Source organism: Streptomyces sp. NPDC053665, from assembly GCF_055585285.1.
On record NZ_JBVJKK010000002.1, the window covers coordinates 666,876 to 687,186 of the forward strand.

Sequence of the window (20,311 nt, forward strand, 5' to 3'; positions counted from 1 at the left end):
CGCGTCATCCCGGGGGCCACTGCAGGCCGCGGCCGCCGAGCACGTGGCCGTGGACGTGCCAGACCGTCTGGCCGGCGCCGCTGCCGGTGTTGAACACCAGGCGGTAGCTGTCGAGCTTCTCCTCCTCCGCGACGGCCCGGGCCTCGCGGAGCACGTCCGCGGCGAGGGCCGGGTCGGCTTCGGCGAGGGCGGCGGCGTTCTCGTGGTGCGCCTTGGGGATGACCAGGACGTGCGTCGGGGCCTGGGGGTTGATGTCGCGGAAGGCGAGGGTCGTCTCCGTCTCGCGCACGACCGTCGCCGGGATGCTGCCCGCGACGATCTTGCAGAACAGACAGTCGTCCTGGGGTTCCCCTGCCATGTCTCCTCCGAGGGTTGGCCGACGTCGAGGTCCGACGCGGGCATCGTATCGTCGTCGTGTGCGGGTGCGTTGTGGCTGGTCGCGCTGCCGCGGCGGAGCCCACATCGACAGGGCCCCGCGCCCCTCACAGGGTCGGGACAGCCGGGGGCCTCTTGGCGGGGCTGGACTCCAGTGCCTCCAACGCCAGCCTGATCGCCTCGTCCAGCTGGGTGTCCCGGCCCGCCGCGTGGTCCTGCGGGCGTTGGACGATCTCCACGTCGGGGTCCACGCCGTGGTTCTCCACGCCCCACTCGTACCCCTCCAGCCAGAACGCGTACTTGGGCTGGGTGACCAGGGTGCCGTCGACCAGGCGGTAGCGGCTGTCGATGCCGATGACGCCGCCCCAGGTGCGGGTGCCGACGACCGGTCCGAGGCCCAGCGCCTTGATGGCGGCGTTGACGATGTCGCCGTCCGAGCCGGAGAACTCGTTGGCGACGGCCACGACCGGGCCGCGCGGGGCGTCCTCGGGGTAGCTGTAGGGGCGCATGCCGCGCGGCACGGCCCAGCCGACGACGCGCCGGGCGAGCTTCTCCACCACGAGCTGGGAGGTGTGGCCGCCGCGGTTCTCGCGGACGTCGACGACCAGGCCCTCGCGGGCGACCTCGACGCGCAGGTCGCGGTGGATCTGGGCCCAGCCGGGCGCCTGCATGTCCGGGACGTGGAGGTAGCCGAGACGGCCGCCGGACTTCTCGTGGACGTAGGCGCGGCGGTCGGCGACCCAGGCGTGGTAGCGCAGCGGCTCCTCGTCGGCGAGCGGGACGACGACGGCGTGCCGGGGTTCACCGCCGCCGGCCGGGGAGATGGTCAGTTCCACCGGCTTGTTCGCCGTGCCGACCAGCAGCCGTCCGGGGCCGGTGACCGGGTCGACCGGCTGCCCGGCGATCGCCACGAGGGCGTCCCCGGGGCGTACGGCGACGCCGGGCGCGGCCAGCGGGCTGCGGGCGTCCGGGTCGGAGGTCTCCGAGGGCAGGATGCGGTCGACGCGCCAGCTGCCGTCCTCGTGACGGGAGATGTCGGCACCCAGCAGTCCCTGACGGGGGCCCTTGCCGTGGCTGCCGCGCGGGGTGACGTAGGCGTGGGACGTGCCCAGTTCGCCCTGGACCTCCCACAGCAGGTCGACCAGGTCGTCGTGGGTGGCGCAGCGGTCCACGACCGGGCGGTAGCGGTCCAGCACGCCGTCCCAGTCGACGCCGCTCATGTCCGGCCGCCAGAAGTGGTCGCGCATGATGCGGCCGTTCTCGTCGAACATCTGCCGCCACTCGGCGGCCGGGTCGACGAACTGGCGTACGCGGCCCAGGTCGACGGTGATGTTGGAGTCGCTGTCGTCATCGCCGGAGGCGCGCCGGTCGCTGGGGACGACCTTGAGCCGTCCGTCGGTCCACAGCAGCACCCGCTTGCCGTCGCCGCTGACCTCGAAGTGGTCGGCGTCCGCGGCGAGATGCTCCAGGCGCTGCTGGGCGAGGTCGTAGCGCTCCAGTTCGGTCTTGGGCTCCGGGGCGTCCGGGGTGGCGCGGGCCGCGCCGAGCACCCCGCTGACCGGGTGCCGCAGCCACAGCACCCCGTCCCTGGCGGCGCGCAGGCCCGAGTAGCGGGCGGCCTCGACCGGGAAGGGCACGATGCGGTCGGCGAGGCCGTCCAGGTCGATGCGCGTGGTCGGGGTGCCCTCGCTGTCGGGAGTCTCCTCGCGGTCGGGCGTCTCGAAGGAGCGGCCGTGCCGCTGCGGGCCGAACGGGGAGGGCGTGGTGGCCGCGAGGGTGATCAGGTGCGGCCGGGCGCCCTCCACGAAGGCCAGGTCGAAGACGTGCTCGTCGTAGACCGGGTCGAAGGCGCGGGTCGACAGGAAGGCGAGGTGCTTGCCGTCGGCGGTGAACGCCGGCGCGTAGTCCTGGAAGCGCAGCGGGGTGGCCTCGGTGACCGACAGGTCGGTGGTGTTGGCGAGCTTCAGCTGGCTCAGGGGGCGCGGGCCGGGGTGGGACCAGGCGAGCCAGGCCGAGTCGGGTGAGAAGACCAGGCCGGACATGTCGCCGTCCTCGCTGCGGTCCACGGTCCGCACCTCGCCGGTCTCCCGCTCCACCAGCAGCAGACGCCCGTCGTGGGAGGCCACGGCGGCACGGCTGCCGTCGGGCGCCATGGCGAGGTCCAGCACCCGGCCGAGCTGCCCGACGGCGAGCCGGCGCGGGGTGGCGCCCGGGGCGAGGCCGGTGGCGGGCGCGAACTCCAGGGCGTCGTCGCCCTCGGCGTCCGTCACCCACACCACCCACTCCTCGCCGTCGGCGCGGAACGTGCGGGGCAGCCGGGCCCGGACGCCGGGGGTGGCGGCGAGCGCGCGGGCCGGGCCGGAGCGGTGGGTGACCCAGTGCACGGAGCCGCGCACGGACACGGCGCTGCCGCGGGCGGTGTGGTCGGGGGAGGCCGAACCGAACCAGCGGGAGGCGTTCACGGTGAACGGCTGGAGGTCGACGCGCTGCCCGCCGAGGCGCACGTCCAGCCGGCGCGGCTCGGATCCGTCCAGGTCGTCGAGGAGCCACAGCTCACCGGCGCTGGAGTAGACGACGCGGCTGCCGTCGGTCGCGGCGTGCCGTGCGTAGAAGCCCCCGAGAGGGGTGTGCCGGCGCAGGTCGGAGCCGTCGGCGAGGGAGGAGTACAGGGCGCCCGTGCCCTCGTGGTCGGAGAGGAAGCCGACCCGGTCCCCCACCCACAGCGGGTACTCGAGGTTGCCGTCGAGGTCCTCGTGCAGCCGCACGAACTCCCCGTCGTCCTCGCGGTCGATCCACAGCTTGCCCGCGGTGCCGCCGCGGTACCGCTTCCACCAGGCCGCCTCGCGGCCCATCGGCGCGGACAGCAGCACCGTGTGCGGGCCGTGGGCGACGTCCCCGACGGGTCCGTAGGGCAGGGTGGCGGCCGGGCCGCCGTCCAGCGGCACGGCACGGGCCCAGGTGCGGCGCAGACTGGCCTGGCCCTCGGTGCTGATCGCCAGGACCTCGCCCGCGGTGGTCCAGCCGCGCACCTGGGTCCGCATGCTGCCCCAGTACGTCAGTCTCCTCGCCGGGCCGCCGTCGACCGGGGCGATGTGCACCTCGGGGGCGCCGTCGCGGGTGGAGGTCCAGGCGACGGTGGTGCCGTCGGGCGAGATCCGGGGGTGGGTCACCGGCACGTTGTCGGCGCTGACCCGCCAGGCCCGGCCGCCGTCGAGCGGGGCGAGCCACACGTCGTCCTCGGCGGTGAAGGCGACCAGGTCGCCGTGCACATGGGGGAACCGGAGGTAAGCAGGCGATGTCACCCGATCACCCTATGCAGGGACGCCGTCGCGCGGACAGGGTTCGGATCACTTGCCCTCGACGGGACGGCAGTCCGGGTAGCGGTCGCACCAGATGGTCTGGGTGACGGTCACGGTCACGGTCGGTCCGGGCTGCCCGTTCCCGCCCCCGCCCCCGCCGACCGGCGGCGGGCTGGTGCGGTCGCACTCGCCGAGCCCGTCGACCGTGAACCAGGTCTTGCCGTCGACCTTCGCGGTGATGGTGCCGCGGACGCAGGCGCCCTCCACGGCGTGGGTGACCCGGCCGGTGACGTCGATGTCCTTGCCGTCCTTCGTCTCCCCCTGGCAGTCGACGGAGGCGACGGTCCGCTCACCGGCCCCGCCCGCCGACGGCGACGCCTTGCCGCCGTTGCCGTAGGAGGCCGTGCAGGTCAGCCAGCGCACGCCCGCCTTCTGCCGGTTCAGCTCCTTGGTCACGGTCTCGTCGACGGTGTACGCGACGGACGCGGAGCTGATGCCGCCGGGCTCGCACGCGACGGCCCCGCCCACGGCGACCACCGCGAACACCGCCGCCACCGCCGCGCGCCGGCCTCGCGCCCCCCGCCGAATCCTCCTGAATGCCCCCATCATGGGGGCAGCCTGCCACCGACGGGGACGGCGCGGTAGGGCGCAAAGGCGTCAACCGCGCGAACCGAGGCCACTCCTGAGGCGCCGTCAGCTCCCCCTCGGGGCAAAGCCTCCCGAGGGGGTCAGGACCAGCGTCCGGTGCGGGCCAGGAGCACGGCGGCCGCCGCCGTCCCGGCCGTCGACGTGCGCAGCACACTGCGCCCGAGGCGGAACGCCCCGGCCCCCGCCTCCTCGAACAGCGCCAGCTCCTCCGGCGCCACGCCCCCTTCGGGGCCCACGACCAGCACGATCTCGCCGGTGGAGGGCAGGCCGACCGTCGCCAGGGGCTCCTCGCCGCTCTCGTGCAGCACGGCCGCGAAGTCCGCCCCGGCGAGCAGCGCGGCGACCTGCTTGGTGGTCGCGGCGTCCGCGACCTCCGGGAAGCGCACCCGGCGGGACTGCTTGCCGGCCTCGCGGGCCGTCGCACGCCACTTCGCCAGGGCCTTGGCCCCGCGCTCGCCCTTCCACTGCGTGATGCACCGCGCGGCCGACCAGGGCACGATCGCGTCGACACCGACCTCGGTCATGGTCTCGACGGCCAGTTCGCCCCGGTCGCCCTTGGGCAGGGCCTGGACGACGGTCACCCGGGGCTGCTCCGCCGGCTCCTCGCTCACCGAGTCGAGCTGGACGATCAGCCGGTCCTTGCCCTCGGTGCCGAGCACGACGCAGTCCGCCCAGCGTCCCGCGCCGTCAGTGAGGACGACGTCCTCGCCGGCGCGCAGCCGCTTCACCGAGACGGCGTGCCGCCCTTCGGGCCCGTCGAGCACGTACCGGCCGCCGCCGCCCGCCCGGAAGTGCTCGACCACGAACACCGGCGCGGTCATCGCGCACCTCCCGCCAGCGCCGCACGGGCGGCGGCGAGTTCCCCGGCGAGCACCTCGACCAGATGCCCGGCGGGCATCTCCCGCGCCATCCGGTGCCCCTGCCCGGCCCACAGCGCCATCCCCTGGGCGTCCCCCGCCTTGGCGGCGGCCTTGCGCAGCGGCGCGGTGAGGTGGTGGACCTCGGGGTAGGCGGCGGGCGCGTAGGGGCCGTGCTCGCGCACGAACCGGTTGACGAGGCCGCGGGCCGGGCGGCCCGTGAAGGCCCGGGTCAGTTCCGTGCGGACGAAGAGGGGGTGGGTCAGGGCCTGCTTGTGCAGGGCGTGCGCACCCGACTCGTGCGTGGGGACGAAAGCGGTGCCGAGCTGGGCGGCGGCCGCCCCCGCCGCGAGCACGGCGGCGATCTGGCCGCCGCGCATGATGCCGCCCGCGGCGACGACCGGGATGGTGACGGCCTCGCGCACCTGCGCGACCAGGGAGAGCAGTCCGATGCCGCCGCCGTCGGTGTCGGGGGTGTCCCGGTGGGTGCCCTGGTGGCCGCCGGCCTCGAGGCCCTGCGCGATGACGCCGTCCGCCCCGGCCCGCTCCACGGCCCGGGCCTCGTCCGGGGTGGTCGCGGCGGCCAGGACGAAGGTGCCGACGCGGTGCAGGGCGTCGATCACCTCGCGGTCCGGGACACCGAAGTGGAACGACACCACCGGCACGGGGTTGTCGCGCAGCACGACGAGTTTGGCCTCGAAGCCGTCGTCGCGCCCGCTCTCGGGATCGCCGAGCCCGGTCTCGTACCAGGTCGCCTCACCGGCCAGCTGGTGGGCGTAGACGTCCACGGCGGCGGGGTCGGCGAGATCCGGGTGCGGCATGAAGACGTTGACGCCGAACGGCCTGCCCGTGAGGCTCTTGAGCTGCTTGATCTCCTGGTACATCCCGTCGGCGGTCTTGTACCCGGCGGCGAGGAACCCGAGCCCGCCCGCCTCGCACACGGCGGCGGCGAGCTGCGGCACGGAGATGCCGCCCGCCATGGGGGCCTGCACGATCGGGAGCGGGAAGAGATCGGTCAGAGCGGAGGACATGACCGCATGTTGTCACGTCCTCCGCGCCCGCCCGAAACCGGCCTGCCGTGTGGCACAGACCAGGGGAATGCCCGCTTCCGCCCGCGCGGGAGTCGCCCCCGTCGCCGGCTCAGCGTCCGTTGAACGCGTCCTTCAGTCGCGAGAACAGCCCCTGCTGCCCGGGCTGGAACTGGCCCGTGGGGCGCTCCTCGCCGCGGAGCTTGGACAGTTCGCGCAGGAGGCGCTCCTGCTCGGGGTCGAGCTTGGTCGGCGTCTGGACCTCGACGTGCACGATGAGGTCGCCGCGCCCGCCACCGCGCAGGTGCGTGACACCGCGGCCGTGCAGCGGGATCGACTGGCCGGACTGGGTGCCCGGGCGGATGTCGACCTCCTCCATGCCGTCCAGCGTCTCCAGCGGCACCTTCGTGCCGAGGGCCGCCGCGGTCATGGGGAGCGTCACCGTGCAGTGCAGGTCGTCGCCGCGCCGCTGGAACATCGGGTGCGGCAGCTCGTGGATCTCGACGTAGAGGTCACCGGCCGGGCCGCCGCCGGGCCCGACCTCGCCCTCGCCGGCGAGCTGGATCCGCGTGCCGTTGTCGACACCGGCCGGGATCTTGACCGTGAGGGTCCGGCGGGAGCGCACCCGGCCGTCGCCCGCGCACTCGGGGCAGGGCGTGGGGACGACCGTGCCGAAGCCCTGGCACTGCGGGCAGGGGCGGGAGGTCATGACCTGGCCCAGGAAGGACCGGGTGACCTGCGAGACCTCACCGCGGCCGCGGCACATGTCGCACGTCTGCGCGGAGGTGCCCGGCGCGGCGCCCTCGCCGTTGCAGGTGTTGCAGACGACGGCCGTGTCGACCTGGATGTCCTTCGTCGTGCCGAAGGCCGCCTCGTCGAGCTCGACCTCGATGCGGATCATGGCGTCCTGGCCGCGGCGGGTGCGCGAGCGCGGTCCGCGCTGCGAGGCCGTGCCGAAGAAGGCGTCCATGATGTCCGAGAAGTTCCCGAAGCCACCGGCCCCGAAGCCGCCGGCACCGCCGCCGGCCTGCGAGAGCGGGTCGCCGCCGAGGTCGTAGACCTGCTTCTTCTGCGGGTCCGACAGCACCTCGTAGGCGGCGTTGATCTCCTTGAACCGCTCCTGGGTCTTCGGATCGGGGTTGACGTCCGGGTGCAGCTCGCGGGCGAGCCGCCGGAAGGCCTTCTTGATCTCTTCCTGCGACGCGTCGCGGCGCACGCCGAGTACGGCGTAGTAGTCCGTGGCCACTACGACTCCGCCAGGATCTGTCCGACGTACCGTGCCACTGCGCGTACCGCTCCCATCGTTCCCGGGTAGTCCATGCGGGTCGGTCCGACCACGCCGAGCTTGGCGACTGCCTCGCCGCCCGAACCGTAGCCGACCGACACGACGGACGTGGAGTTGAGTCCTTCGTGGGCGTTCTCGTGACCGATCCGTACGGTCACGCCCGGATCCTTCGCCTCGCCGAGCAGCTTGAGGAGCACGACCTGCTCCTCCAGCGCCTCCAGCACGGGCCGGATCGTGAGGGGGAAGTCATGACCGAAGCGGGTCAGATTGGCGGTGCCGCCGATCATCAGCCGCTCCTCGTTCTCCTCGACGAGCGTCTCCAGGAGTGTGGAGAGCACCGTGGAGACCGTACCCCGGTCCTCGTGCTCGAACGCCTCCGGGAGATCCTCCACCAGACTCGGCACATCCGCGAAACGGCGGTTCGCCACGCGGCTGTTGAGGCGCGCGCGCAGATCCGCGAGCGAGGCCTCGCCGAAAGGCGCCGGGCAGTCCACCACGCGCTGCTCGACCCGCCCGGTGTCCGTGATCAGCACGAGCATCACCCGCGCGGGCGCGAGGGACAGCAGCTCCACGTGCCGCACGGTCGAGCGGGTCAGCGACGGGTACTGCACGACGGCGACCTGGCGGGTGAGCTGCGCGAGCAGCCGCACCGTGCGCGCCACGACGTCGTCGAGGTCGACGGCGCCCTCGAGGAAGTTCTGGATCGCGCGCCGCTCGGGCGCGGTCATCGGCTTGACCCCGGCGAGCTTGTCGACGAACAGCCGGTACCCCTTGTCGGTGGGGATCCGCCCGGCGCTGGTGTGCGGCTGGGCGATGTACCCCTCGTCCTCCAGGGCCGCCATGTCGTTGCGCACGGTCGCCGGGGAGACGCCGAGGTTGTGCCGCTCGGTGAGGGCCTTGGAGCCGACCGGCTCCTCGGTGCCGACGTAGTCCTGGACGATGGCGCGCAGCACTTGCAGTCTGCGTTCACTGAGCATCGCGCACACCTCCAGAAGTCGTCCGCCCGTTGCCCGCCGTTCGCGGCCTGGCACTCTGCGCGTGCGAGTGCCAGCATTCCCCGGCCCAGTGTACGGCGGTGGGGTACGCCCCCGGCAAGGCTGGTCGTGCGGCGTCGTGCCGCGGGCGGGGCGCACCGCTAGCGTCCCGGTATGACGGTGACTTGGGAAGACCTCGGGTGGGAGCGCGTGGCCGCGGGTGTGGGGCGGTGCCGGCTGCCGGTGTGGGACTGCACGATCGGGCTGGTCGTCGGCGAGGGGGCGGTCCTCCTGATCGACGCGGGGTCGAGCCTCGCCGAGGGCGCGCGGCTGGGTGCGCAGGCGCGGGCGCTCACCGGTCGGCGTGTGACACATCTCGCGCTGACCCACCCCCACTTCGACCACGTCCTCGGCGCGGCCGCGCTCCCGGACACCGAGGTCTTCGGCGCGGTGGGCGTGGACGCGGTGCTGTCGCGGGCGCGGGACCGCGAGGAGCTGCGCGAGGACGCGGTGCGCCAGGGCCTGGCGGCCTCAGCGGCCCGGGAGGCGGTGGAACGGCTGGCTCCGCCCGGGCACCTGGTCTCCGGCGAGTGGACCCTGGACCTGGGCGGCGGCCGGCAGGCGCTGCTGGCGAACGTGGGCCCGGGACACACCGCGCACGACCTGGCCGTGCTGGTGCCGGGCGATCCCGAGGTGGTGTTCTGCGGCGACCTGGTCGAGGAGTCGGGTGAGCCGCAGGCGGGTCCGGACGCCGTGCCCGCGCGGTGGCCGGCCGCCCTGGACCGCCTGCTCGCCCTGGGCGGCGAGGACGCGCTGTACGTGCCCGGTCACGGAGCGGTGGTGGACGCGGCGTTCGTCCGCGCCCAACGCGACGCGCTGGCCGCGCGTTTCGGCGTGTCGTCGTGAGCGTCCGGCGGCTTTCCCTATCGTCGTGCGAATGCGCCAGTACTCGACCGATCTGACCCCGCCGTGGAAGAAGCCGAAGCCGGTTCCCGAGGTCCCGGCCGAGCCGGGCCTGGTGGTGGAGGAGCCCGGGAGCGGGTTCTGCGGGGCGGTGATCCGCTGCGAGGCGGGCACGGTGACCCTGGAGGACCGTTTCGGCAAGCACCGGGTGTTCCCGATGGAGCCGCGCGGCTTCCTGCTGGAGGGCAAGGTGGTGACGCTGGTCCGCCCCGCGCCGGGTGCTCCGGCCCGCCCCAGCCGTACGGCCTCCGGCTCAGTGGCGGTCCCCGGCGCACGCGCCCGCGTGGCCCGGGCCGGCCGCATCTACGTCGAGGGGCGGCACGACGCCGAGCTGGTGGAGAAGGTCTGGGGCGACGACCTGCGCATCGAGGGCGTGGTCGTGGAGTACCTGGAGGGCGTGGACGACCTGCCGTCGATCGTCGACTCCTTCGCACCCGGCCCGGACGCCCGCCTCGGCGTCCTGGTCGACCATCTGGTGCCGGGCTCGAAGGAGTGGCGCATCGCCGAGTCGGTGACGAGCGAGCACGCGCTGGTCGTGGGCCACCCGTACATCGACGTCTGGGAGGCGGTGAAGCCGTCGGCCCTGGGCATCGCGTCCTGGCCCCGGGTCCCGCGCGGCCAGGACTGGAAGACGGGCGTGTGCCGTGCGCTGGGCTGGCCGGAGAACACGGGCGCGGCCTGGCAGCGGATCCTGTCGTGCGTCCACTCGTACAAGGACCTGGAGCCGGAGCTGCTGGGCCGGGTGGAGGAGTTGATCGACTTCGTGACGGCCCCCTAGCCGCGGGCATGCGCGCCGCGCGGGGGCGGCGACGCCCCGGCCCGGGCGGCTCAGTCCACGAGGTCCCGGACGACCCCGTCCGCCAGCAACCGCCCGCGCAGGGTCAGCACTGCCCGCCCCTGCGCATAGGGCTCGTCCTGGAGCAGCCCCTCGGACAGCGCCCGCCGGGACGCCGCAAGCCCCTCCTCCCGCAGCAGCGACAGCGGCACCCCCTCCCGGAGTCGCAGCTCCAGCAGGATCCGCTCGACCCTGCGGTCCTCGTCGGACAGCACCTCACGCCCGGCCCCCGGCGACCTCCCCGAAGCCAGCGCGGCCGCGTACGCCCCCGGGTGCTTCACGTTCCACCAGCGCACGCCGCCCACGTGGCTGTGCGCGCCGGGTCCCGCGCCCCACCAGTCGGCTCCCCGCCAGTACAGCTCGTTGTGCAGGCACCGGCCCGCCTCGGAGGTCGCCCAGTTCGACACCTCGTACCAGTCGAACCCGGCGCCGGAGAGCACCTCGTCGGCGATCAGGTACCGGTCGGCGTGGACGTCGTCGTCGGTCATCGGCACCTCGCCCCGGCGGATCCGCCGCGCGAGCTGCGTGCCCTCCTCGACGATCAGGGCGTACGCGCTGACGTGGTCGGGTCCGGCGCCCAGCACCGCGTCCAGGGAGGCCCGCCAGTCGTCGTCGGACTCCCCCGGCGTGCCGTAGATCAGGTCCAGGTTCACGTGCTCGAACCCGGCCGCCCGGGCCTCGGCGACGCAGGCCTCGGGCCGCCCGGGCGTGTGGGTGCGGTCCAGCACCTTCAGCACGTGCTGCCGCGCGCTCTGCATGCCGAAGGAGATCCGGTTGAAGCCGCCCTCGCGCAGGGCCGCCAGATACGCCGGGTCCACCGAGTCGGGGTTCGCCTCGGTCGTGATCTCGGCGTCCGGCGCGAGTCCGAACTCCTCGCGGACCGCCCGCAGCATCCGGACCAGGTCCTCGGCGTCCAGCAGCGTGGGCGTGCCCCCGCCCACGAACACCGTCCGCACGGCCCGCGGGTCGTCGCCCAGCACCTTGCGGGCCAGCCGGACCTCGTCCACCAGCGTCCCGGCGTAGTTGTCGCGCGAGGCGAGCACGCCGCCGGTGCCGCGCAGCTCGGTCGCCGTGTAGGTGTTGAAGTCGCAGTAGCCGCAGCGGGTCGCGCAGTAGGGGACGTGCAGGTAGAACCCGAGGGGGCGGTCGGCGGCCCCGGCGAGCGCGGACGCGGGCAGCGCGCCGTCGGCGGGGACGGGCTCGCCGTCGGGGAGTGCGGAAGGCATGCCTTCCATTGTCCAGCACCGGCGGGCTCACTCCGCCTGGAGCACCAGCAGCGCCAGATCGTCCGCCGGGGGCCGCTCCCCGAAGTCGTGCACGAGCTGCTGGATCCGCTCGGCTATCAGCTCGGCCCGGAGCCCGGCGCACCCGGCCAGCGCCGCCGCGAGCCCGTCCCCGTCGTCGAACTGCCGGGAACCGGAGCGGCGCTCGGTCACGCCGTCGGTGACGCACAGCAGCGTGTCCCCGGGACGCAGGTCGAAGCTCTCGCTGGTGTACGTGGCGTCCTCGACGACGCCCAGCAGGGTCTGCGGCTGCGCGCAGGGCTCGACCTCGCCACCCGCCCCGAGCAGCAGCGGCAGGGGGTGCCCGGCGGAGGCGACCGTGCAGTGGACCCCGCCGTCGAAGGGGACCAGTTCGCCGTAGAGCAGGGACAGGAAGCGGGTCTGGGGACCGTCGCCGGGCGGGGTCGGGCGCGCTCCCGCGGCGACCAGCGCCCGGGCCGCCGCGTCGGCGGCCTCGGTGGCGTCGTCGAGCAGCAGCTGGTTGAGGCGGTCGAGGACGTCGGCGACGCGGTAGCCCTCGCGGGCCAGCAGGCGCAACCAGGGGCGGGCCAGGCCGATGACGACGGCCGCCTCGGGGCCCTTGCCCTGGACGTCACCGACGGCGAAGCACCAGCGGCCGTCGCCGGCCGGGAACAGGTCGTAGAAGTCGCCGCTGGGTCCGCCCTTGTCGCAGGGCTCGTAGACGAGCGCGCTGCGCACGCCGGGGATCTCGGCCACGGCGCCGGGCAGCAGTCCGCGCTGGAGCACGGCGCTGATGGTGGCCTGGCGGGCGTACTGGCGGGCGGCGCCCACGGCGAGCGCGACACGGCGGCTGAGGTCCTCGACGAGGCCGGTGATCTCGTCGGGGAAACCGGACGCCCCCGACCGTCCGACGACGAGCGTGCCGAGCGGCCGTCCCCCCGCGACCAGCCGGTACGCCAGGGCCGCCCCGGGCTCGCCGAGGGCCTCACCGGGCCAGTGGTAGGCGGCGGGCCCGGGGCGGGACGGGTCGGACGGCTGCGGGGGTTCCTTCTCCAGGGCCCGGCGCAGTTCCTCGACGCGGTGCTCGCTGCCGTGCCAGACCCGGCCGAGGCCGGGCCCGTCCGCACCGCTCCAGCCGCCGGTCGCCTCGTCCTCCATCCACATCGCGCACCAGTCGGCGAGCCGCGGCACGATCAGCTGCCCGGTGAGGGCGGCGACCAGGTCCTCGTCGAGCTGTCCCGCGAGGAGGTCGGAGGCCTCCGCGAGGAAGGACAGCGCCCCGCGGCCCAGCCAGCCGTCGTCCTGTTCCCCGTGCCGCTCCCAGCGGTCGCCCGGGCCGGCCTGGTCACCGGGCCCGGCCTGGTCACGGGGCCCGGCCGGGCCGTCCGCGTGTGGCGCATCGTTCCGCCGGGTCCGTTCCCCGGGCCCGGCGGGTCCCGGCGGCCCGGGCGCGAGGCTCTCCGCGACCCGCAGGTCGCGCGCCAGCGCGTGCTCCCCGGCGTACGCCTCGGCCTGTGCCTCCGCCGCGCATCCCGCCGCGGGCAGCCGTGCCCACACGGTCTTGCGGCCGGTGCGGTAGGTGATCCCCCACGCCTCGGACAGCGCGCCGACGAGCCGCAGGCCGCGCCCGTACTCGGGGGGTTCGTGGGACGGGTCCGGTCCGGCGCCGCGCGGGGCGCGGGAGGGGTGGTGGTCGCAGACCTCCACGACCAGCGCGACGGTGTCCGGCGCGTCGCCCTCCAGCCGGCACTCCAGCTCGACGTCAGTTCCGGCGTGCACGACGGCGTTGGTGACGAGCTCGCTGACGACGAGCCGCGCGTCGGCGGCCAGGCGCTCGCCGAGGTGCTCGGACCCGGGCAGGCCCGCCTCCGTCCACTCGGCGAAGGCGGTGCGCAGCAGGCTGCGGGCGGCGCCCGGAGCGAGGGAGCTGCCCGGCAGGGTGGCGTACGCCCGCGCGTGTGTCACCGCGAGCGCCTGCGCGGCGGGCGCGGGCTCCCCGGCGGCGGGCTCGGCGAGCCCTTCCTGCGCGGGCACGGCCGGCTCCCGGGCATGCGCAGGCGCCTGCGATGCACGGGAGACGGTCTCCCGTTGCGTCGGAATGGCCCCCATGGACGGCTCCCCGGGCAGTTCGTACGAATACGCCACAGTCGATGCCGACAGGGTGACAGACCGGCCACGCCCATAAGCACGGAGTTACCGAAGAAGGCCGCCATGAGTGAGAAGAGTGCTACGGATGTGGTCGAAGAACGGTCGAAAGACGGTCGGATCCGAGCACCCGGGCGTCATCACCCGCTCGCCCCGCCCGCCGGGGGGCGAACGGCCGGTGGCACGACGAAGGGCCGGCGCCTGCGCGGCGCCGGCCCGGAACGGGTCACCCGGGGCGGACTACGCCTCGCGGGACCCCTCGTACATCTCGTCGATCAGGTGCTTGTACTCCCGCTCCACGACCGGCCGCTTCAGCTTCAGGCTCGGCGTGATCTCGCCGTGCTCCACGTCGAGGTCCCGCGGCAGCAGCCGGAACTTCTTGATGGTCTGCCACCGCTGAAGCCCCTCGTTGAGCTGCTTCACGTACCCGTCGACCATCTCGACCGTCGCCGGCGCCGCCACGATCTCCGCGTACGGCTTCCCCTCCAGGCCGTTCTCCTTGGCCCACTCGGTGATCGCCGCTTCGTCGAGGGCGATGAGAGCCGTGCAGAAGTTCCGATCGGCGCCGTGCACCAGGATGTTGGACACGTACGGGCACACCGCCTTGAACTGCCCCTCGACCTCCGCCGGGGCGATGTACTTGCCGCCCGAGGTCTTGATGAGGTCCTTCTTGCGGTCGGTGATCCGCAGGTAGCCGTCGGCGGACAGCTCCCCGATGTCGCCGGTGTGGAACCAGCCGTCCGGCTCCAGCACCTCGGCGGTCTTCTCGGGCAGGTTGTGGTAGCCCTCCATGATGCCGGGGCCGCGCAGCAGGATCTCGCCGTCGTCCGCGATGCGCACCTCGGTGCCGGGCAGCGGCTTGCCGACCGTGCCCGTGCGGTAGGCCTCGCCCGGGTTGACGAAGGACGCGGCCGAGGACTCGGTGAGGCCGTAGCCCTCCAGGACGTGGATGCCGGCGCCGGCGAAGAAGTAGCCGATCTCGGGGGCCAGGGCGGCCGAGCCGGACACACAGGCCCGCAGGTTGCCGCCGAACGCCTCCCGGATCTTGGCGAACACCAGCGTGTCGGCGACCTTGTGCTTCGTCTTCAGCCCGAAGGGCACGGTCGCGGTGCCGGTGCGCCGGAAGTTGTCCTGCGAGACCTTGGCGTACTCGCGGGCGACCTCGGCGGCCCACTGGAAGATCTTGTACTTGGCCCCGCCGCCCGCCCGGGCCTTGGCGGCGACCCCGTTGTAGACCTTCTCGAAGATGCGCGGCACGGCGGCCATGTACGTCGGCTGGACCACCGGCAGGTTGTCGATGATCTTGTCGACCCGGCCGTCCACGGCGGTGACGTGCCCGACCTCGATCTGCCCGGAGGTGAGCACCTTGCCGAAGACGTGCGCGAGCGGCAGCCACAGGTACTGCACGTCGTCGCCGCTGACCAGCCCGGTCGCGGCGATGGCCTTGGCCATGTACGACCAGTTGTCGTGCGGCAGCCGCACGCCCTTGGGGCGGCCGGTGGTGCCGGAGGTGTAGATGAGCGTGGCGAGCTGGTCCTTGGTGATGGCCCCGACCCGCTCCTTGATCAGCTCGGGTTCCTTCTCCAGCCGGGCGGCGCCGCGCTTCTCCAGCTCGTCGAGGGTGAGGATCCAGTCGGCGCTCTCCGCGCCGGCCGGGTCCACGACCACGACATGGGTCAGCGCGGGCAGCTCGGCGCGCTTCTCCTTGGCCTTGGCCAGCTGCTCGGCGTTCTCCGCGATGAGCACCCGGCTCTCGGAGTCCGACAGGATGTACGCCGACTCGTCGGCGTTGGTCTGCGGGTAGACCGTGGTGGTGGCGGCACCGGCGCACATGATGCCGAGGTCGGCCAGGATCCACTCGATGCGGGTGCTGGAGGCCAGGGCGACACGCTGCTCGGGCTGCACGCCCAGTTCGATCAGGCCCGCGGCGATGGCGTAGACCCGCTCGGCGGCCCGCGCCCAGGTGAGCGACTTCCACTCGTCCGGCCCCTCGCCCGAGGCCGCGGGAACCGGATACCGGTAGGCCTCGGCGTCCGGCGTGGCGGCCACGCGCTCCAGGAAGAGGCCCGCCACGGAGGGCGGACGGTTCTCGATCAAGGTCTGTGTGTCGCTCACGACATCCTCCGGGCCCGCGACAGCGCGGCTGGCTCAGGTGCGGCTGGTTGGTCCTCACGAGCTGCAGGTCACGCCTGTTGTTTAACTGGTGAGTAACTATCGAGCAGGGGATCAGAGTAAAGGTCGGCCCGTTCCTGCGTAAGGGGCCGCGGCCTGTCACTTCGTACAGAGAGCTACCCCGCGGACGCACCGGGGCCCGCCGCGCTTTCGCACGACGGGCCCTTGTTCTACCCGGTTTGCGGTGTAACCCGCGGTAATCGGCGGTTACTTCTTGACCTTGCCCGACCCCGCACTGTCATCGCTCGACAGGACGGCGATGAACGCCTCCTGCGGAACCTCCACGGAACCGACCATCTTCATCCGCTTCTTGCCCTCCTTCTGCTTCTCCAGCAGCTTCCGCTTCCGGGAGATGTCACCGCCGTAGCACTTGGCGAGGACGTCCTTGCGGATGGCGCGGATGGTCTCGCGGGCGATGACCCGCGAGCCGATGGCGGCCTGGACCGGCACCTCGAAGGCCTGCCGCGGGATGAGCTCCTTGAGCTTGGCGACGAGCCGGACCCCGTAGGCGTACGCCTGGTCCTTGTGGGTGATCGCCGAGAAGGCGTCCACCTTGTCGCCGTGCAGCAGGATGTCGACCTTGACCAGGCTGGAGGTCTGCTCGCCGGTGGGCTCGTAGTCGAGCGAGGCGTAGCCGCGGGTCTTGGACTTCAGCTGGTCGAAGAAGTCGAAGACGATCTCCGCGAGCGGCAGCGTGTAGCGGATCTCGACCCGGTCCTCGGAGAGGTAGTCCATGCCGAGCAGGGTGCCGCGCCGGGTCTGGCACAGCTCCATGATCGAGCCGATGAACTCGCTCGGCGCGAGGATGGTCGCCCGCACGACCGGCTCGTACACGTCCGAGATCTTGCCCTCGGGGAACTCGCTCGGGTTGGTGACCGTGTGCTCGCTGCCGTCCTCCATGACGACGCGGTAGACCACGTTCGGCGCGGTCGCGATCAGGTCGAGCCCGAACTCGCGCTCCAGCCGCTCGCGGATCACATCCAGGTGCAGCAGGCCCAGGAAGCCGACGCGGAAGCCGAACCCGAGCGCGGCGGAGGTCTCCGGCTCGTAGACCAGCGCGGCGTCGTTCAGCTGGAGCTTGTCCAGGGCCTCGCGCAGCTCCGGGTAGTCCGAGCCGTCGAGCGGGTACAGCCCCGAGAAGACCATCGGCTTGGGGTCCTTGTAGCCGCCGAGGGGCTCGGTGGCGCCCTTGGACTGGCTGGTGACCGTGTCACCGACCTTGGACTGGCGGACGTCCTTCACGCCGGTGATCAGGTAGCCCACCTCGCCGACGCCCAGTCCGTCGGCGGGCAGCATCTCCGGCGAGTTGGTGCCGATCTCCAGCAGCTCGTGCGTGGCGCCCGTGGACATCATCTTGATGCGCTCGCGCTTGTTGAGCTGCCCGTCGATGACGCGGACGTAGGTCACGACACCGCGGTAGGAGTCGTAGACCGAGTCGAAGATCATGGCGCGCGCGGGGGCGTCCGCGACACCCACCGGGGCCGGCACCTCGGCGACGACCTTGTCCAGCAGCGCGTCGACGCCGACACCGGTCTTGGCGGACACCTTGAGGACGTCGCCCGGATCGCAGCCGATGAGGTGCGCGAGCTCCTCGGCGAACTTCTCGGGCTGCGCCGCCGGCAGGTCGATCTTGTTCAGCACGGGGATGATCGTGAGGTCGTTCTCCATCGCCAGGTACAGGTTGGCGAGGGTCTGCGCCTCGATGCCCTGGGCGGCGTCCACCAGGAGGATGGTGCCCTCGCAGGCGGCGAGCGACCGCGAGACCTCGTAGGTGAAGTCGACGTGCCCCGGGGTGTCGATCATGTTCAGGATGTGCGTGTTGCCCTTGTCGTGGGTCGGGGCCCACGGCAGACGCACCGCCTGAGACTTGATCGTGATGCCACGCTCGCGCTCGATGTCCATGCGGTCGAGGTACTGGGCGCGCATCTGCCGCTGCTCGACCACTCCGGTCAGCTGGAGCATCCGGTCGGCGAGCGTGGACTTGCCGTGGTCGATGTGCGCGATGATGCAGAAGTTGCGGATCAGAGCCGGGTCGGTACGGCTCGGCTCGGGCACGTGGCTGGGGATCGCGGGCACGCAGGGTCCTGATTCTTGAGGCGTCCGCAGTGTCTGCGGTCTCGGGTCGGATCGATACGTAGCCTCCATGGTCCCACGGGTGCGGACCACGGACGGGTTTGGGCCGGGAAAGGCCGCGCTGGTAGCCTGGGTGGCTGTGCCTCATGCCCTCTCGCAGGAGGCACGACTCAAGAAATCACCGGTACGGGGCCCGAGCGGTGCCGTGCCAGAACCTGAGAAGGCTCATTCGTGGCGAACATCAAGTCCCAGATCAAGCGGATCAAGACCAACGAGAAGGCGCGGCTGCGCAACAAGGCCGTCAAGTCCTCCCTCAAGACCGCGATCCGCAAGGCCCGCGAGGCTGCTGCCGCGGGTGACGTCGAGAAGGCCACCGAGTACCAGCGCGCTGCCGCGCGTCAGCTCGACAAGGCCGTCTCCAAGGGCGTCATCCACAAGAACCAGGCCGCCAACAAGAAGTCGGCGCTGGCTCAGAAGGTCACCGCGCTCAAGGGCTGACATCTGATGTGACGCCGGAGGGAATCGAGCGGGCCCTCTCTCATCCGCTCCCGTCCGGCACCCTTTCGGATCCGCGCGCGGCCTGCGTTCGCCACGCGGGCGCGGATCCAGCAGCGTGAACCGAACGGCCGGGTGTCCTCCTTCCCCATGGGAGGACCCCCGGCCTTCGGCTTTTCCGGGCCGCCACGGCCTTCGGCTTTTCCGGACCCCCGGCCTTCGGCTTTCCGGGCCCCCGGCCTTCGGCTTTCCGGGCCGGTCTCCTCAGGACCAGAACTCGTTGTTCGCTTCGATGTCCTCGACGCATTCGTCGAGGTCGGTGACCTTGTCGCCGACGATCCGGAAGACGATGCACCCGGTGTCGTCGAGGTGCCTGCCGTTGCGCTCGGCGGTGAAGCGGGTCATCCCGACCGCGTGGCCGCGACCGTCGACCGCGATGCCGATCAGGTCGGCACGCATCGTTCCCTGGGTCTCCGCGCCGAGCCGTTCGTACATCTCGATGATCGCGTTCACCCCTTTGAAGTCCCCCGACAACGGGTGGTCACCGGGCACGTGGTGCGTGGCGTCGGCGGCCATCATCCCGCGCAAGGTGTCCATGTCCCCGCGCGAGAAGGCCTCGTAGCCCTTGCGGACGAGCGCTGCGTGCGGGTGTTCAGCCATGGTCCTCGCCACCTTTCGCTGACTCGGCGACGTACGGCTGACTGTTTCGATTGTCCCTCCGGCCGGGTCCGGCGGCACCGTGGGGAGAGGGCCGGTCCCCGCCGCGACACTCCGGCCGCACCCGGCCGGCGAACGGCGGCGCGTCCCCGTCGTCGGCCGGCCCTGCCTCACGACCGCGTCCGCCGGTGTACCGAACCGCCGCGCGCGTCAGCCGCGGCCCCGGGAACGGGCCGCCCGGGCGATGGTGACGACCGCTTTCTCCAGGGCGTACTCGGGGTCGTCGCCCCCGCCCTTCACTCCCGCGTCCGCCTCGGCGACGGCCCGCAGCGCCACCGCCACGCCGTCGGGGGTCCACCCGCGCATCTGCTGCCGCACCCGGTCGATCTTCCAGGGCGGCATGCCCAGCTCCCGCGCCAGGTCCGCCGGCCGACCCCCGCGGGCCGACGACAGCTTCCCGATGGCGCGGACGCCCTGCGCCAGGGCGCTCGTGATCAGCACCGGTGCCACGCCGGTCGCCAGCGACCAGCGCAACGCCTCCAGGGCCTCCGCGGCCCGGCCCTCGACGGCCCGGTCGGCGACCGTGAAGCTCGACGCCTCCGCCCGCCCGGTGTAGTACCGCCCGACGACCGCCTCGTCGATCGTCCCCTCGACGTCCGCGACCAGCTGCGAGACGGCCGACGCCAGCTCCCGCAGGTCGCTGCCGATCGCGTCGACGAGCGCCTGGCACGCCTCCGGGGTGGCCGACCGCCCGGCCGTGCGGAACTCCGCCCGCACGAACGCCAGCCGGTCCGCCGGCTTGGTCATCTTCGGGCAGGCCACCTCGCGGGCCCCGGCCTTGCGGGCCGCGTCGAGCAGGCCCTTGCCCTTGGCCCCGCCGGCGTGCAGCAGGACGAGGGTGATCTCCTCGGCGGGCGAGGCGAGATAGGACTTCACGTCCTTGACGGTGTCGGCCGACAGGTCCTGCGCGTTGCGCACGACGACGACCTTGCGCTCCGCGAACAGCGACGGGCTCGTCAGCTCGGCGAGCGTGCCGGGCTGCAACTGGTCGGGCGCGAGGTCCCGCACGTCCGTGTCCGCGTCGGCGGCCTTCGCGGCGGCCACCACCTCCTGCACGGCGCGGTCCAGCAGCAGGTCCTCCTGGCCGACGGCAAGGGTCACCGGCGCAAGGGGGTCGTCGTTCGCACTCTTCCTGGGCATCGCGACAAGCATCCCACGCAGCGGTGACAGCGAGCCGGGAAGGCCGGATCCGCGGACCGGC

16 protein-coding genes are annotated in these 20,311 nt (G+C 73.0%); 3 read left to right on the top strand and 13 right to left on the bottom strand.

Annotated features, from left to right (window positions below; translation table 11 throughout):
- Positions 1-4: 4 nt before the first annotated feature.
- The 7 genes from ACZ6ZN_RS10575 to hrcA all read right to left on the bottom strand — a co-directional run bounded on the left by ACZ6ZN_RS10575 (position 5) and on the right by hrcA (position 8,469).
- On the bottom strand, positions 5-358 hold the full coding sequence (locus tag ACZ6ZN_RS10575; RefSeq protein WP_398110399.1) for a histidine triad nucleotide-binding protein: 354 nt from the start codon (positions 356-358) through the stop codon (positions 5-7).
- A gap of 124 nt (positions 359-482) precedes the next feature.
- Complete coding sequence (locus ACZ6ZN_RS10580) at positions 483-3,677, bottom strand: S41 family peptidase (RefSeq protein ID WP_469644949.1); 3,195 nt, start codon at positions 3,675-3,677, stop codon at positions 483-485.
- 45 nt (positions 3,678-3,722) lie between these two features.
- The gene (locus tag ACZ6ZN_RS10585) at positions 3,723-4,280 is read right to left on the bottom strand and encodes a hypothetical protein (protein WP_469645662.1); all 558 of its coding nucleotides are present in this window, start codon (positions 4,278-4,280) and stop codon (positions 3,723-3,725) included.
- 122 nt (positions 4,281-4,402) lie between these two features.
- Positions 4,403-5,143, bottom strand: coding sequence for a 16S rRNA (uracil(1498)-N(3))-methyltransferase (locus ACZ6ZN_RS10590; RefSeq protein WP_469644953.1), 741 nt, complete (start codon positions 5,141-5,143; stop codon positions 4,403-4,405).
- On the bottom strand, positions 5,140-6,210 hold the full coding sequence (locus tag ACZ6ZN_RS10595; RefSeq protein WP_398110397.1) for a nitronate monooxygenase: 1,071 nt from the start codon (positions 6,208-6,210) through the stop codon (positions 5,140-5,142). The genes ACZ6ZN_RS10590 and ACZ6ZN_RS10595 overlap by 4 nt, the downstream gene beginning before the upstream one ends.
- Before the next feature lie 109 nt (positions 6,211-6,319).
- Positions 6,320-7,453: a molecular chaperone DnaJ gene (dnaJ, locus tag ACZ6ZN_RS10600; protein ID WP_376323050.1), complete on the bottom strand. Its 1,134-nt coding sequence runs from the start codon at positions 7,451-7,453 to the stop codon at positions 6,320-6,322.
- Positions 7,453-8,469 carry a heat-inducible transcriptional repressor HrcA gene (gene hrcA / locus ACZ6ZN_RS10605; RefSeq protein ID WP_031111606.1) on the bottom strand — a complete coding sequence of 339 codons (1,017 nt, stop codon included), beginning with the start codon at positions 8,467-8,469 and terminating at the stop codon, positions 7,453-7,455. Before hrcA ends, dnaJ begins: the two co-directional genes overlap by 1 nt.
- 171 nt (positions 8,470-8,640) lie before the next feature.
- Between hrcA and ACZ6ZN_RS10610 the strand changes: the two genes are divergently transcribed.
- A complete protein-coding gene (locus tag ACZ6ZN_RS10610) occupies positions 8,641-9,372 on the top strand; it encodes an MBL fold metallo-hydrolase (protein WP_469644957.1) in 732 nt (243 codons plus the stop codon).
- Between the two features lie 31 nt (positions 9,373-9,403).
- A complete protein-coding gene (locus ACZ6ZN_RS10615; RefSeq protein ID WP_469644961.1) occupies positions 9,404-10,207 on the top strand; it encodes a DUF3097 domain-containing protein in 804 nt (267 codons plus the stop codon).
- Positions 10,208-10,257: 50 nt separating this feature from the next.
- Here ACZ6ZN_RS10615 and hemW read toward each other — a convergent pair whose 3' ends face one another.
- The 4 genes from hemW to lepA all read right to left on the bottom strand — a co-directional run bounded on the left by hemW (position 10,258) and on the right by lepA (position 17,901).
- Positions 10,258-11,490: a radical SAM family heme chaperone HemW gene (gene hemW / locus ACZ6ZN_RS10620; protein WP_451877189.1), complete on the bottom strand. Its 1,233-nt coding sequence runs from the start codon at positions 11,488-11,490 to the stop codon at positions 10,258-10,260.
- Between the two features lie 27 nt (positions 11,491-11,517).
- Entirely contained in the window at positions 11,518-13,617 is a 2,100-nt protein-coding gene (locus ACZ6ZN_RS10625; protein ID WP_469644964.1) for a SpoIIE family protein phosphatase, read from the bottom strand.
- Between the two features lie 276 nt (positions 13,618-13,893).
- Positions 13,894-15,768: an AMP-dependent synthetase/ligase gene (locus tag ACZ6ZN_RS10630; RefSeq protein ID WP_469644967.1), complete on the bottom strand. Its 1,875-nt coding sequence runs from the start codon at positions 15,766-15,768 to the stop codon at positions 13,894-13,896.
- A 264-nt stretch (positions 15,769-16,032) separates the two neighbouring features.
- A complete protein-coding gene (lepA, locus tag ACZ6ZN_RS10635) occupies positions 16,033-17,901 on the bottom strand; it encodes a translation elongation factor 4 (protein WP_398110391.1) in 1,869 nt (622 codons plus the stop codon).
- Between the two features lie 228 nt (positions 17,902-18,129).
- On the opposite strand from lepA, the gene rpsT reads away from it, so the two are divergent.
- The gene (gene rpsT, locus ACZ6ZN_RS10640; RefSeq protein ID WP_359191700.1) at positions 18,130-18,396 is read left to right on the top strand and encodes a 30S ribosomal protein S20; all 267 of its coding nucleotides are present in this window, start codon (positions 18,130-18,132) and stop codon (positions 18,394-18,396) included.
- A 261-nt stretch (positions 18,397-18,657) separates the two neighbouring features.
- Here the strand turns inward: rpsT and ACZ6ZN_RS10645 are convergent, their stop codons facing one another.
- Both ACZ6ZN_RS10645 and holA read right to left on the bottom strand, forming a co-directional pair.
- Positions 18,658-19,053, bottom strand: coding sequence for a nuclear transport factor 2 family protein (locus ACZ6ZN_RS10645; RefSeq protein WP_451877192.1), 396 nt, complete (start codon positions 19,051-19,053; stop codon positions 18,658-18,660).
- A gap of 207 nt (positions 19,054-19,260) precedes the next feature.
- On the bottom strand, positions 19,261-20,250 hold the full coding sequence (holA, locus tag ACZ6ZN_RS10650; RefSeq protein WP_469644971.1) for a DNA polymerase III subunit delta: 990 nt from the start codon (positions 20,248-20,250) through the stop codon (positions 19,261-19,263).
- Positions 20,251-20,311 lie beyond the last annotated feature (61 nt).